Source organism: Promicromonospora umidemergens (assembly GCF_024171995.1).
Taxonomy (GTDB): Bacteria; Actinomycetota; Actinomycetes; order Actinomycetales; family Cellulomonadaceae; genus Promicromonospora; species Promicromonospora umidemergens.
The window spans coordinates 161,494-175,032 of record NZ_JAMTCT010000008.1 but is presented as its reverse complement, the minus strand read 5'-3'; the positions used below and the strand labels follow the sequence as shown (position 1 = coordinate 175,032).

Genomic DNA, 13,539 nt, shown 5'->3' with positions numbered 1-13,539 from the left:
CCAGAGGCTAGGCATCCCGGCGGGTCACCGTCCACACGGCCAGGCCGAGGATCGCCGCGCACCAGGCGGCCAGCACCGCGAGCGCGAGCGGCCGGGAGAGGTCCGCGGTGCCGGAGACGAACGCCGCCCCGGCCGGGCCGGGCAGCCACCGGCCGGCGGTGTCCGGTGCCGCGAGCGTGACGACGAGCAGGACGAACGCGGCCGACAGGGCACCCACCGCGCTGCGGCACAGGAAGCCCAGCCCCACGGCGACCAGCGCGGCGGCAGCGAACACACCCCCCGGCTGCTCCGGCCGAGGCGTGGACCATCGGGACGGGGGTGCCCGCGTGGCCGCCCAGCACCGCGTCGGCCAGCAGGGCGGACACGGGACCAAGGACCGCACCGAGCGTCGCTGCGACGGCGCCGGCCACTGCCGTCTTGGCCGCGACGACCATCCACCGGCGCGGCGTGGCCAGGAACACCGGCCCGATGGATCCGGCCGCGTACTCGGGCGTCACCAGGTGCAGCGCGAACCCGGCCACCGCGATCTGGGCGAAGCTCACCACGGGGCCGAGGACCTCCGACACCGGCGTCCGGGTGCCTGGCGGGAGCTCACCCGTCGAGACGGCGTGGACCACGTCGTTGGCGAGCGTCATGGCCGTGACGAGGGCGATCACGACAGCGATCCCCAGCCAGAGCACGGCGGCGGGGACCGACCACGCCTTGCCCCACTCGGCGCGGACGACGGCGGACAGCTCGCGGAGCGGCTCAGCGGCCATGCCGCACCTCCTGCATGGTGGCACCGGACTGCACGGTGGCACCGGACGCCGGGCGCCCGGCGCCGGCCACGTACTCGGCGGAGTCCTCGACGAGGCTCAGGTACCCGGACTCGAGCGCCGACATCCCCTCCGCCAGGTGCTCCGGCGTGGCCCGCGCCGCGAGGTCCGCCGTGGGCAGGTCCGCCAGCAGCCGGCCCTTGCCGAGCACCAGCACGCGGTCGGCCACGAGCTGCACCTCGGACAGGAGATGGCTGGAGATCAGCACGGTGCGCCCGTCGTCGGCCAGGCGGCGCAGCAGGCGGCGGATCCACCGCACGCCGTCGGTGTCCAGGCCGTTCACCGGCTCGTCGAGGAGGACCGTGCCCGGGTCGCCGAGCAGCGCGGCGGCCAGCCCCAGGCGCTGGCCCATGCCCAGCGAGAAGCCGCCCGCCCGCCGCCGCGCCACACCGCGCAGCCCGGTGAGGTCGAGCACCTCCTCGACACGCGCGGCGGGGATCCGGTTGCTCCGTGCGAGAGCCAGCAGGTGCTGCCGGGCGGAGCGCTGCGGATGCACGGCGCGTCCGCCCAGGTGCGCGCCGACGACGTGCAGCGGGCGGCGCAGCGTCGCGTACCGGCGGCCTGCCACGAGCGCCGTGCCCGACGTCGCGTGGTCCAGGCCAAGGACCACGCGCATCAGCGTCGACTTGCCCGCGCCGTTGGGCCCCAGCAGGCCCGTGACGGTCCCGGTCGCCACCTCGCAGGTCACGTCGTGCAGCGCCGTGGTGGTGCCGTATCTCTTGGTCAGGTGCTCGATCTGGATCATGCGGGAAGCCTCGCCCGCTGGCGGGGCAGGCCGGTACCGACGAAAGTACCGACGTCTCAGGCCTGCGCGAGCACCTGCTCGTAGACCTCCATCGTGCGGTCACCGATCGCCGCCCAGGCGAAGTGGTCCTCGGCCCGACGGCGGCCCGCTGCGCCCATCACCGCTGCGCCCTCCGGGTCGGTCGCGACGCGGGTCAGCGCGGCCGCCAGGTCGGCGACGAACCGGTCGGGGTCCAGCGGGGTGCCCGTCCCGTCGTCGGCCTGCTCGATGGGGACCAGCAGGCCGGTGACGCCGTCGTCGACCACCTCGGGGATGCCGCCGGTGGCCGTGCCGACCACGGGCAGGCCGACGGCCATGGCCTCGAGGTTCACGATGCCGAGCGGCTCGTAGACGCTCGGGCAGACGAAGACGGTGCAGGCCGACAGGACCGCCACGAGGTCGGGCCGCGGGAGCATCTCCTCGATCCAGACGACGCCGGTGCGCGACTCGCGCAGGCGCTCGGTGAGGGCGACCACCTCGGCCATGATCTCTGGCGTGTCCGGAACGCCCGCGCACAGGACGAGCTGCACCTCGGGCGGCAGCTCGGCGGCGGCGCGCAGCAGGTACGGCAGGCCCTTCTGCCGGGTGATCCGGCCGACGAACACGACCGCCGGGCGGTCCGGGTCGATCCCGTACCGGCGCACGGTCGCCGCGGCGGCGTCCTGCGCCGCGTCGTCGCCCGCGGCAGGGCGCCGCCAGCCCGCCAGGTCGATGCCGTTGTGCACCACGTGCACCCGCTCCGGGTCGAGCTCGGGGTAGACGCGCAGGATGTCGGCCCGCATGCCCGCGGAGACCGCGATGACCCCTGCGGCGCCCAGGTAGGCGGTGCGCTCGGCCCACGACGAGAGCGCGTAGCCGCCGCCGAGCTGCTCGGCCTTCCAGGGGCGCAGGGGCTCCAGGGAGTGCGCGGTGACGACGTGCGGCACCCCGTGCAGGAGACCGCCCAGGTGGCCTGCCATGTTGGCGTACCAGGTGTGCGAGTGGAGCAGGTCGGCGCCCGCGACGTCGTCGGCCATGACGAGGTCCGTGCCCAGGGTGGCCAGCGCCGGGTTGGCGCCGGACAGGGCGGCAGGCGTCACGTAGCCCGTGACGCCCGAGGCCTCCGTCGCCGCGTCGCGCGGGCCGTCGAAGCAGCGCACCCGCACGTCCGCGTGCTGCGCAAGCACTCCGGCCAGCTCGGCCACGTGGACGCCCGCGCCGCCGTAGACGTGGGGCGGGAACTCGCGGGTCAGGAGGTCGACGCGGAGGGTGCCGCTGGGCTTGTGGGCGGAGCCCGGAGCAGGCCCTGGGGCAGGAACGGAACGGGGGGCAAAGCCGGGGGCGGCAGCGACGTCGGGCACATGGCCAACCTAGCGTGCGCGAAGTCTCAGCGCGCCACCTGACGGACCAGCCCAAAAGGGCTTAATGTCACCCGTATGGCTTCCGCCCCCCGCGTCCTTGCGATCGTCCTCGCCGGCGGCGAGGGAAAGCGGCTGATGCCGCTCACCGCCGCCCGCGCCAAGCCCGCAGTGCCCTTCGGCGGCATCTACCGTCTGGTGGACTTCGCCCTCTCCAACATCGTCAACTCGCGGTACCTGCACGTCGTCGTGCTGACGCAGTACAAGTCTCACTCCCTTGACCGGCACATCTCCAAGACGTGGCGCATGTCGCCCCTGCTGGGCAACTTCGTTGCGCCCGTCCCCGCGCAGCAGCGCGTGGGCAAGCACTGGTATCTCGGCAGCGCCGACGCGATCTACCAGTGCCTCAACATCATCGACGACGAGCGCCCCGACATCGTGGTCGTGGTCGGTGCCGACCACGTCTACCGCATGGACTTCTCCCAGATGGTGGACGCGCACATCGAGTCGGGGGCGCGGGCATCGGTCGCCGCGATCCGGCAGCCGATCGGGATGGCCGACCAGTTCGGCGTCATCGACGTCGACCCGGACGACCCGACGAAGATCCGCGAGTTCCTGGAGAAGCCGACCGACCCCACCGGCCTGCCCGACTCCCCCGGCGAGATCCTCGCCTCGATGGGCAACTACGTGTTCGACGCCGACGCGCTGGTCGAGGCCGTCACCAAGGACGCAGCGAACCCCGACTCCCGGCACGACATGGGCGGCGACATCATCCCCGCGTTCGTCGCGCAGGGTGAGGCAGGCGTCTACGACTTCATCCGCAACGACGTGCCCGGCTCCACCGACCGCGACCGGGGCTACTGGCGCGACGTCGGGACCATCGACTCGTACTACGACGCGCACACGGACCTCATCGCGGTGCACCCCATCTTCAACCTCTACAACTACGACTGGCCCCTGTACACGGGCTACACGGGGCTGCCCCCGGCGAAGTTCGTGCACGCCGGTCCCGGGCGGATGGGGCACGCGGTCGAGTCGATCGTCTCGCCGGGGGTGCTCATCTCGGGCGCGCAGGCCGGAGGGTCGGTGCTCTCCCCTGGCGTGCACCTGCACTCCTGGTCGAACGTCTCCGGCTCCGTGCTGATGGACGACGTCCAGGTGCACCGGTACGCGCACGTGCACCGGGCGATCGTCGACAAGAACGTGGTGATCAACGAGCGGGCCCGCATCGGCGTCGACCACGACGAGGACCGGGCGCGGGGCTTCACGGTCACGGAGAGCGGCCTGGTAGTGGTCCCGAAGGGCACGATAGTCGACTAGCGGTTCTAACCGCCCCCACCGTTCTGCCCTGGTGGAGCCGGCCCGTCATAGCTTCCTTTCCTTCGAGACCTAGGTTGCTTCGCTTTGAACGGCCGCAAAGCGAAGCAACCTAGGTTTCGAGAACGATGGGGGCAGGAGTCCGGCACACTGGTCCCCGTGAAGCGACTCATCGTGACCGACGTGGACTCGACCTTCTTCCAGCAGGAGGTCATCGAGCTCATCGCGGAGCATGCCGGTACCCGCGACGAGGTCGCGGCCGTGACCGAGCGGGCGATGCGCGGCGAGCTGGACTTCGCCGCGTCGCTCCGCGAGCGCGTCGCGACCCTGGCCGGCGTACCGGTCGCAGCCCTCGACAAGGTGCGCGCCGCCGTCGAGCTGACGCCGGGCGCCCGCGAGCTGGTGGCCGGGTGCCAGGCTCGCGGCTGGGCGTTCGGGCTGGTGTCGGGCGGTTTCGCGGAGATCGTCGAGCCGGTCGCCCAGGAGCTCGGGATCGAGCTGCTGCGTGCCAACCGCCTGGAGGTCGCGGACGGCGTGCTGACCGGCCGCACCGTCGGCCCCGTCATCGACCGCGCGGCCAAGGCCGCGACCCTGCGCGAGTGGGCAGCTGCCCTGGACATCCCGCTGGAGCACACCGTCGCGGTGGGCGACGGCGCGAACGACCTCGGCATGATCGAGATCGCCGGCGTCGGCGTGGCGTTCAACGCCAAGCCCGTGGTGCGCGAGCAGGCCCCGTACTCGATCGAGGGCCGCCTGGACGCCGTCCTCACCCTCCTCTAGCACCTGGCGGCTTGGTTGTGGGCACGATGATCGCGCCCACAACCAGGAGACGTCCCGTCAGGCGGGGCGGGCTACCTCCGTGAGGCGGGCCGCCTTGCGGTCCCACTCCGACCAGTCCAGGTCGGAGTGCAGCACCGAGTAGGTGCCCGTCGGGACGCCGACGCGGACCTGCGCGAGAGCACCGTCCTCCGACCCGGGACCGGCCAGCAGCTCGGCCGTGCCCGCCATCGCGGGCTCATGACCGATCACCAGCACGGTCCGCGCGGCTGGGTCGAGCTCGCGCACGAGCGCGAGGACGCCGCGCGGCATCGCTCCCAGGAGGTCGTCGGTGAACGCCACCGGCGGATCCCCCAGGTGCTTGCGCGCAAGGTCCCACGTCTGCCGGGAACGCACCGCCCCGGAGACGAGGACGGCGTCGGGCAGGAGGCCGGACGCGACCAACGCCGCACCGACCTTCACCGCCTGGTCCCGGCCACGCAGTGCGAGCGGCCGCTGCTCGTCGGGAAGTTCCGACGGCGGCTCCGCCTTCGCGTGCCGGAGCAACACCAGACGCCGTCCCGGCGAAGTGGTGGGCTCCGTGCCCGACGCTCTGCCCATCAAAGCCTCCTGCCCATCTATTGAGCCGGGTCTATTGACCCATGGCGTGCACGCCGCCGTCGACGTGCACGATCTCACCGGTGGTCGCCGGGAACCAGTCCGACAGGAGCGCGCACACGGCACGCGCCGCCGGCTCCGCGGTCGTCTGGTCCCAACCGAGCGGGGCTCGGGTCGGCCAGGCGTCCTCCATCGTCGCGAAGCCCGGGATGGACTTGGCGGCGGTGGTCCGGATCGGCCCTGCCGAGACGAGGTTGCAGCGGATTCCTTCAGGCCCGAGGTCGCGCGCCAGGTAGCGGTTCGCGGACTCCAGACCGGCCTTGGCCACGCCCATCCAGTCGTACACGGGCCAGGCGAACTGCGCGTCGAACGTCAGGCCGACGACGGCACCGCCGTCGGTCATCAGCTCCCTCGCAGCCACGGCGATCGACTTGTACGAGAACGTGGAGACGTGCAGCGCGGTGGCGACGTCCTCCCAGGTGCCCGTGAGGAAGTTGCCGCCCATGACGGACTGCGGCGCGAACCCGATCGAGTGCACGACGCCGTCGAGCCGGTCGAAGCCCTCCGCGCGCACCGCGTCGGCCAGAGCGTCGAGGTTCTCCTGGCTGGTCGCGTCCAGCTCGACCACCGGAGCCTCGGCCGGCAGCCGCTTCGCGAAGGCCTGCGTGAGCTTCATCTGCCGCCCGAAGGACGAGAGCACGACCTCCGCGCCCTCCTCCTGAGCGAGCCGGGCGGCGTGGAATGCGATCGACGAGTCCGTCAGCACGCCCGTGACGAGCAGCTTCTTACCTTCGAGGAGACCCATGTTGTCCTTCCGATCAGGCGCAGGCGTGCCGAGGCGACCCCTGCGCTGGGTGCGAGCGTAATGCGGATTGCGGCGTGGAACGAAACTCCCCGCCGTACTTGATGTCCAGAATGGTGGATATATTCGGGCAAAACCGCAGGTAGCGGCGCCAGAGTACGGCTCAGTGCCCCATCCCGAGGCCACCGTCGACCGGGATGACCGCGCCGGAGACGTAGCCCGCCGCGTCGGACGCGACAAAGGAGACCACGGCCGCGATCTCGTCCGTCGAGGCGAAGCGCCCGGCCGGGATCGTCTTGAGGTAGCCCTTGCGCACGTCCTCGGACAGCGCGGCGGTCATGTCCGTCTCGACGTATCCGGGCGCGACGACGTTGGCCGTGATGCCACGCGTGCCGAGCTCACGGGTGATGGAGCGAGCCATGCCCACCAGGGCGGCCTTCGAGGAGGAGTAGTTGACCTGGCCGGGGCCGCCAGACAGGCCGACGATCGAGCCGATCAGCACGATGCGGCCCTTCCGTGCCCGGATCATGCCCTTGGACGCGCGGCGGACGCAGCGGAACGTCCCGGTGAGGTTCACGTCGAGGACCGACTCGAACTCCTCGTCGCTCATGCGCATGAGGAGCTGGTCCTTGGTCACGCCGGCGTTGGCCACGAGCACCTCGACGGGGCCCATGTCCTTCTCGATGGCGGCGAACGCCGCGTCGACGGCCGCCGAGTCGGTGACGTCGGCCACATAGGCCTCGACGCCCTTGGGCAGGTCGCCGCCGCGGTAGATCGTGGCGACACGGTCGCCGTCCGCCACGAAGCGCTCCGCGATGGCGCGGCCGATGCCGCGGGCGGCACCCGTCACGACGACTACTCGGCCGGTGGGACCTGCGGAAATGCTCTGAGTGGCGGGCATAGTGGTCACCTGAACTCCTCGATGCTGGAATGCGCAAGCTCGCATGGAGGCCGCGCGAGGCTGGGGGCGGCGGCCGGTACCTGGGTCGATCCGGGTCCGCTGCGACGCTACCCCGCGCGTCGGCCGTGCGCCGCGCGCGCCGGGCCACAGGGATTCACCGGTCCTTGTCGGTTTTCTACAACAACCCCCCGTGGCGCACCTGTGTAGACGGACGCCGGAGGGCGTACCCGCCCGGTTCGCCGCGGACGTAGACTGACAGGATGAGCGAGCCGGTCCCGTCCATCACCTCGGCCCCTGAGCCGCTGGCCGTGGACCAGTCGCGCCGAACGCGGAGCTATCTCATCCAGATGTCCATCCGCGTGGTGTGCATCATCGGCGCGGTGATGGTGGACGGCTGGGTCCGGTGGGCCCTCGTGGCCGCCGCCGTGGTGCTGCCGTACTCGGCGGTGCTCATCGCCAACTCCGGCCGTGACCACGTCACGCACGACACGTCGCCCGTGACGCCGCCCGCCGCCCCCGCGCTCACCGAGCTGCCAGACGCCTCCCCCGACGTGCCGGACGCCCCGCGTACCTCGAGCGCCCCGAGCGCTCCAGGTGCCGGCCGCGTCATCGACCACGTGGACGACTGAGAGAACTCCTGATGGACCTCCTCGGCCTCTCCGGCCCCGCACCCGACCCTGTGCCCGACGGCGAGCTCGTCTGCAGCGCCAAGGGCTGCCGCGCCCAGGCGTCGTGGGGCCTGCTGTGGAACAACCCGAAGCTGCACACGCCCGAGCGCCGCAAGGTGTGGCTCGCGTGCGACGAGCACCGTGAGCACCTCGAACACTTCCTGGCGTCGCGGTCGTTCTGGAAGCAGACGGTGGCCGTGGCGGAGCTGGACCGGGTGTCGTGAGCGGCGGCACGGTGAGCGGCGGCGTCATGACGGACGGTGCCTCCGGCTCGGGCCCCTTGCCCGACGACGCCCGCGGGCCCCGCACCACCCGCCAGTGGGTCATCCTCGCGGTGGCCGCCGTGGTACTCGCCGCCCTGTGCCTGGTGGCGGGACGCTGGCAGTGGAACCGGTCCGAGTCGCGCAACGCCGAGATCGACCTCATCCAGGCCAACTGGTCGGCACCCGTGGTGCCGCCGGGTGAGATCCTCGCCGGGCCGGGCGCCGCGCTGCCGGAGTCGGAGGTCTGGCGTCCGGTGGAGCTAGAGGGGAACTACGTCACCGACGCGACGGTCGTGCTGCGCAACCGGCCCGTCGCCGGGCGCAACGGGTACCACGTGCTGGTTCCGTTCGAGACCCAGGTCAACGGTCAGGACGTCGTGATCGTCGTCAACCGTGGCACGGTCCCGCTCGGGCGGGACGCGACAGGGCCGGACGCGATCCCCGCGCCGCCGTCGGGCAGCGTGACCGTCGTGGCGGCCCTGCGCGCGGACGAGCCACCGTCTGACCGTGGCGCGCAGCCAGGGCAGGTGCAGGCGATCTCGACCGCGCAGGTGCTCGCGGCGGGGCCCGACGGCGCCGCCTGGGCCGACGGTCGCACCGTCGGCGCGTACGCCGCGCTGCGCACGGAGGTCCCGGCGCCCGACGTCGGGCTCGCCACCCTGCCCAAGCCCGACACCGACCCCGGCTCGCACCTGTCGTACGCGTTCCAGTGGGGCATCTTCGCGATCGGCGCGATCGGCGGGTACGTCCTGCTGTGGCGCAGGGAGCGCGGGGCGCTGCGCGGCGAGAGCGTGTCGGCGGGCGACCTCTTGCTGGCGTCGGAGGACCTGGCCGACGCCGACGGTGTGCGGGCGCGCAAGCCGGCCCGCGAGCGCCGTCGGACGGCGGAGGACGAGGAAGACGCGCTCATCGAGGCCCAGCTCCACTGACCTTCTTGGTCGTGAGCAACCAGAAGAGGGTCAGGCTCTGTCTGTATCGCCTGAGCCGGCGGTTCCGCTCCTCTGGCTCAGGCTAGCGAGACCAGCTCCTGGTAGCTGTCGTTCCAGAGGTCCTCGTCGCCGTCGGGCAGGAGCAGCACGCGCTCGGGCTCGAGGGCCTCGACCGCGCCGTCGTCGTGGGTCACCATGACCACCGCGCCCTCGTACGTCTTGAGCGCTCCGAGGATCTCGGCGCGGGACGCGGGGTCGAGGTTGTTGGTGGGCTCGTCGAGCAGCAGCACGTTCGCACCGGACACGACGATGGTCGCCAGCGCCAGCCGCGTCTTCTCGCCGCCGGACAGCACGTTCGTCGGCTTGTAGGCGTCGTCCCCGCTGAACAGGAACGAGCCCAGCACGGACCGCACCTGCGTGTCGGTGAGGTCGGGCGCGGCGTGGCGCAGGTTCTCCACGACCGTCACGTTCATGTCGAGCGTGTCGTGCTCCTGGGCGTAGTAGCCGAGCTTGAGCCCGTGCCCTGGCACCACCTCGCCGGTGTCGGGCGCCTCGACGCCGGCGAGGATCCGCAGCAGCGTCGTCTTGCCCGCACCGTTGAAACCGAGGATGACGACGCGGGACCCGCGGTCGATCGCCAGGTCCACCCCGGCGAACACCTCCTGGGACCCGTACGCCTTCGACAGGCCGTTTGCGGTGAGCGGTGTGCGCCCGCAGGGCGCCGGCGTCGGGAAGCGCAGGTTGGCCACGCGGTCGGAGACGCGCTCGGCCTCCAGGCCGGACATCATCTTCTCGGCGCGCTTGATCATGTTCTGCGCGGCCGTCGCCTTGGTCGCCTTGGCGCGCATCTTCTCGGCCTGGGCGAGCAGCGTGCCCGCCTTCTTCTCGGCGTTGCTCCGCTCCCGCCGACGACGCCGCTCGTCCGTCTCGCGCTGCTCCAGGTAGCCGTCCCAGCCGAGGTTGTACTGGTCGAGCTCACCCCGGTTGGCGTCGAGGTGGAACACCTTGTTCACGGTGGCGCGCAGCAGGTCGGTGTTGTGGCTGATCACGATGAACCCGCCGCTGTACGCCCGCAGGTAGTCGCGCAGCCAGACGATGGAGTCGGCGTCGAGGTGGTTCGTCGGCTCGTCGAGCAGCAGTGTCTCGACGCCGCTGAACAGGATGCGCGCCAGCTCGATCCGGCGACGCTGGCCGCCGGAGAGCGTGCCGAGCGGCTGCGCCAGGACGCGCTCGTCCAGGCCGAGGTTCGCCGTGATGATCTGCGCCTCGGACTCGGCGGAGTACCCGCCGGCGGCGAGGAACCGCGCCTCCAGCTTGGGGTAGCGCTCCATCGCCGCGTTCTGCGTGGCCGTGTCCAGCGACGCCATCTCGCCCTCGGCCTGGCGCATCTTCGCGATGACCTTGTCCAGGCCGCGCGCGGACAGCACGCGGTCCATCGCAAGGACCTCGAGGTCGCCCGTCCGCGGGTCCTGCGGCAGGTAGCCGATGTCGGTACCGCGCACGATCTGCCCGCTCGACGGCTGGGTCTCGCCCGCGAGCGTCTTGGTCAGCGTGGTCTTGCCGGCACCGTTACGGCCCACGAGACCGATCCGGTCGCCCGAGGCGACCCGGAAGTTGGCCTCGCTCAGCAGCAGGCGTGCGCCGACGCGCAGCTCGACGCCATGGGCAGTGATCACGCAGATGGTCCTCACAGTTGGGGGGTGGTGTTCGATCGTTCGACCCACAGCGGCGGGGGCCGGTCCAGTCTAGTGCCCATCGTCCAGGGATTACGGTGCGATGCCTCACGCTGCCGAAGACGCACGGGTCTGGACGCGGTTGGTCTCGCGACGGTACCTTTTCGCCTGGTACTACGTTGTACCAGGCTACTTCGTCGTCAAGGTGCGCCGGGCCACGTCATCGAGGACGTTCCCCGTCGCCCGAAGGGATGAGAAACCCATGCAGATCCGGTTCGTCGCCGTCCTCGCCTCGCTCGCGCTGGCCCTGGGCGCCAGCACCCTGCCCGACGGCGGTGGTGCCGCACAAGCAGCGGCCGCGCCACCGCCGGCAAGCAACGGCAGCCCGTCAAGCAACGAGAGCCCGTCCGGCACCACCTTCACCAACCCGATCACCGAACCGTTCGCCGACACCTATGCCGATCCCGCGATCATCCGCGGCAAGGACGGCTGGTGGTACCTGTACGCGACGAGCGACCCGCTGGTGTCGGGCGGGCCCTTCGGCAACATGCACGTGGCGAGGTCCCGGGACCTGGAGACGTGGGAGTACGTGGACACGATCTTCGACGAGGAGAACCGGCCGGCCTGGGCCGCGAGCGCCTCGTACTTCTGGGCGCCGGACATCCGCTACGTGGACGGCCAGTACGTCATGTACTACACGGTGACGGACACGGCGGCGAACCCCGATCCGTGGGACTACACGATCGGTGTGGCGACGGCGCCGACGCCGACGGGGCCGTGGGCCGACTCCGGCGGGCCGGTCCTGGACCCGCGCCCCGCGGGCGGCGACTCGTACCTGAACACGATCGACCCGGCGCTGTTCGCGGACGACGACGGTTCGCGCTACCTCTACTTCGGCGGCTTCAACGGCGGGATCTGGGTCACGGAGCTGGACGAGACGGGGACCCGGGCGGTGGGCGAGCCCACGCGGGTGACGGTCGCCGACCGGTACGAGGGCGCGTTCGTGGTCAAGCGGGACGGCTGGTACTACCTGATGGGGTCGTCGGCCAACTGCTGCGCCGGCCCGGTGACGGGGTACAGCGTGTACACGGGGCGGTCGCGGTCGCCGCTGGGCCCGTTCACCGATCACGAGGGCGTGAGCCTGAACGAGTCCCGGGTGGGCGGCACGCAGGTCGTGGCGCAGAACGGCAACCGGTGGATCGGTGTGGGGCACCACGCGGTGCTCACCGACGTCTCCGGCCAGGACTGGATGCTGTACCACGCGATCGACAAGGACGAGGCGTGGCTGGACGAGCCGGGCGGCGTGAACCGGCGGCCCACGCTGATCGACCGGATGGACTGGATCGACGGGTGGCCGGTGGTCAACGCGGGCGCGGGTCCGAGCGAGGGTCCGCAGCCGGGGCCGGTGGCCGCGAGCGGGCTGGGCATCGTGAGCGGCGACCCGGGGTCGGGGCGCGGGCTGCGGCGGGTGGCGGGCACGCTCGCCAGGGGTACCGACGAGTCGGGCGACGCGGGCGCGGTCGCGCGGCTGGTCCCGGACCGGCGGGGTGCCGCGGTGGCGCGGACGGCGCCGGCCCCGCGGGACGTACGGGTCGAGGCGGACGTGCGGCTGCCCGACGCCGACGGGTCGCTCACGGTCGCCGTCGGCGGCCAGTCCGGCCGGTCCGGCCAGTCCAGCCAGTCCGGCCGGTCCGAGGTGTCGGTGCGGCTGGACGCTCAGGCGCGCGAGCTCGTCGTCGGGCAGGGACGTCAGGAGCGGCGGGCGGACGTGCCGGCGAACGTGGACCTCACCTCGTGGCACGTGCTGACCGTCGAGGCGCGCGACGGCGTGGTCGACGCGCGGCTGTCCTCGAGCGGCCTGGGCGACGTGGACGCCGAGGTGCGGTTCGAGCCGCGCCGCGACCTGCCCCGGCGGGCACCCGTCCGTCTGGCGGCCGACGGCGGTGAGGCGCAGCTCGACAACCTGACCGTCGTGGCGGCGCACGACCCGGTGACCGAGCGCGTCGCCGAGCCGCAGGCCGGCGACGTCACGTTCGCCGAGGAGTTCGACGGCGAGCTGGACGCGGGGTGGCGGTGGCTGCACGACCCGGCCGACGTCGAGATCAACGACGGCGCGCTGGAGTGGCCCCTGACCGGGCACGACCTGGTGGGAGCCACCAACGACGCACCGGCGCTGCTGCGCGACGCGCCGGACGGCGACTACGTGCTGGAGGCCACCGTGCACCTGCCGCTGGGCCAGGACACGGTGCGCAACTACCAGCAGGCGGGCCTGCTGGTGCACGCGGGCGACGACGACTTCCTGCGGCTCGCGCCGGTATCGATCTGGCAGACCCGCCAGGTCGAGTTCGGCAAGGAGCTCACGGCCGACGGCCGCACCTGGTTCGGCGGCCACGTCTCCGGGCCGGTCGCCGACACCATGCACCTGCGCCTGTTCCACACCACGGACCCGGACACCGGTGAGCACGAGTACCGGGCGGCGTCCTCGCGCGACGGCGAGAGCTGGCGCTTCGGCGCCACCTGGACGCTCCCTGCGGGCACGGACCCGGAGGTCGGCATCTACGCGGGCGGCGGCGCCACCCCGCCGGTAACCGCAACGTTCGAGCGATTCCGCCTCCGCGCCCTGAGCTGACGATTGGTCGTGGGCGCGATCGTTGCTGCTGAACCGGACAGGAAGTC

The 13,539-nt window shown here is 72.1% G+C and carries 13 protein-coding genes; 6 read left to right on the top strand and 7 right to left on the bottom strand.

Annotated elements, in window-relative coordinates; all coding sequences use genetic code 11:
- Positions 1-7: 7 nt before the first annotated feature.
- The 3 genes from APR04_RS15175 to glgA form a co-directional block, all read right to left on the bottom strand.
- Positions 8-274 carry a hypothetical protein gene (locus APR04_RS15175; protein ID WP_253871604.1) on the bottom strand — a complete coding sequence of 89 codons (267 nt, stop codon included), beginning with the start codon at positions 272-274 and terminating at the stop codon, positions 8-10.
- A gap of 473 nt (positions 275-747) precedes the next feature.
- Entirely contained in the window at positions 748-1,560 is an 813-nt protein-coding gene (locus APR04_RS15170; RefSeq protein WP_253871602.1) for an ATP-binding cassette domain-containing protein, read from the bottom strand.
- Between the two features lie 56 nt (positions 1,561-1,616).
- Positions 1,617-2,939 (bottom strand): glycogen synthase, encoded by a 1,323-nt coding sequence (gene glgA / locus APR04_RS15165; protein ID WP_308292357.1) that lies wholly within the window; start codon positions 2,937-2,939, stop codon positions 1,617-1,619.
- 75 nt (positions 2,940-3,014) lie between these two features.
- Between glgA and APR04_RS15160 the strand changes: the two genes are divergently transcribed.
- Positions 3,015-4,256: a glucose-1-phosphate adenylyltransferase gene (locus APR04_RS15160; RefSeq protein ID WP_253871601.1), complete on the top strand. Its 1,242-nt coding sequence runs from the start codon at positions 3,015-3,017 to the stop codon at positions 4,254-4,256.
- Positions 4,257-4,412: 156 nt separating this feature from the next.
- Entirely contained in the window at positions 4,413-5,033 is a 621-nt protein-coding gene (serB, locus tag APR04_RS15155; RefSeq protein ID WP_253871600.1) for a phosphoserine phosphatase SerB, read from the top strand.
- 57 nt (positions 5,034-5,090) lie between these two features.
- Here serB and APR04_RS15150 read toward each other — a convergent pair whose 3' ends face one another.
- From APR04_RS15150 to fabG, 3 genes are all read right to left on the bottom strand, one after another.
- Positions 5,091-5,630, bottom strand: a complete 540-nt coding sequence (locus APR04_RS15150; RefSeq protein WP_253871599.1) for a SixA phosphatase family protein — start codon at positions 5,628-5,630, stop codon at positions 5,091-5,093.
- Between the two features lie 31 nt (positions 5,631-5,661).
- Positions 5,662-6,432 (bottom strand): enoyl-ACP reductase FabI, encoded by a 771-nt coding sequence (fabI, locus tag APR04_RS15145; protein WP_253871598.1) that lies wholly within the window; start codon positions 6,430-6,432, stop codon positions 5,662-5,664.
- 160 nt (positions 6,433-6,592) lie between these two features.
- Entirely contained in the window at positions 6,593-7,330 is a 738-nt protein-coding gene (fabG, locus tag APR04_RS15140; RefSeq protein ID WP_253871643.1) for a 3-oxoacyl-ACP reductase FabG, read from the bottom strand.
- 260 nt (positions 7,331-7,590) lie between these two features.
- Between fabG and APR04_RS15135 the strand changes: the two genes are divergently transcribed.
- Genes APR04_RS15135 through APR04_RS15125 form a run of 3 tightly spaced genes read left to right on the top strand, consistent with a single transcriptional unit; the run spans position 7,591 to position 9,190 of the window.
- Positions 7,591-7,959: a DUF3099 domain-containing protein gene (locus APR04_RS15135; RefSeq protein ID WP_253871597.1), complete on the top strand. Its 369-nt coding sequence runs from the start codon at positions 7,591-7,593 to the stop codon at positions 7,957-7,959.
- Between the two features lie 11 nt (positions 7,960-7,970).
- Positions 7,971-8,222, top strand: a complete 252-nt coding sequence (locus APR04_RS15130; protein ID WP_253871596.1) for a hypothetical protein — start codon at positions 7,971-7,973, stop codon at positions 8,220-8,222.
- Positions 8,219-9,190 carry an SURF1 family cytochrome oxidase biogenesis protein gene (locus tag APR04_RS15125; RefSeq protein WP_253871594.1) on the top strand — a complete coding sequence of 324 codons (972 nt, stop codon included), beginning with the start codon at positions 8,219-8,221 and terminating at the stop codon, positions 9,188-9,190. Before APR04_RS15130 ends, APR04_RS15125 begins: the two co-directional genes overlap by 4 nt.
- Before the next feature lie 77 nt (positions 9,191-9,267).
- Here the strand turns inward: APR04_RS15125 and APR04_RS15120 are convergent, their stop codons facing one another.
- The gene (locus APR04_RS15120; protein WP_253871592.1) at positions 9,268-10,866 is read right to left on the bottom strand and encodes an ABC-F family ATP-binding cassette domain-containing protein; all 1,599 of its coding nucleotides are present in this window, start codon (positions 10,864-10,866) and stop codon (positions 9,268-9,270) included.
- Between the two features lie 259 nt (positions 10,867-11,125).
- Between APR04_RS15120 and APR04_RS15115 the strand changes: the two genes are divergently transcribed.
- A complete protein-coding gene (locus APR04_RS15115; RefSeq protein ID WP_253871590.1) occupies positions 11,126-13,492 on the top strand; it encodes a glycoside hydrolase family 43 protein in 2,367 nt (788 codons plus the stop codon).
- Positions 13,493-13,539 lie beyond the last annotated feature (47 nt).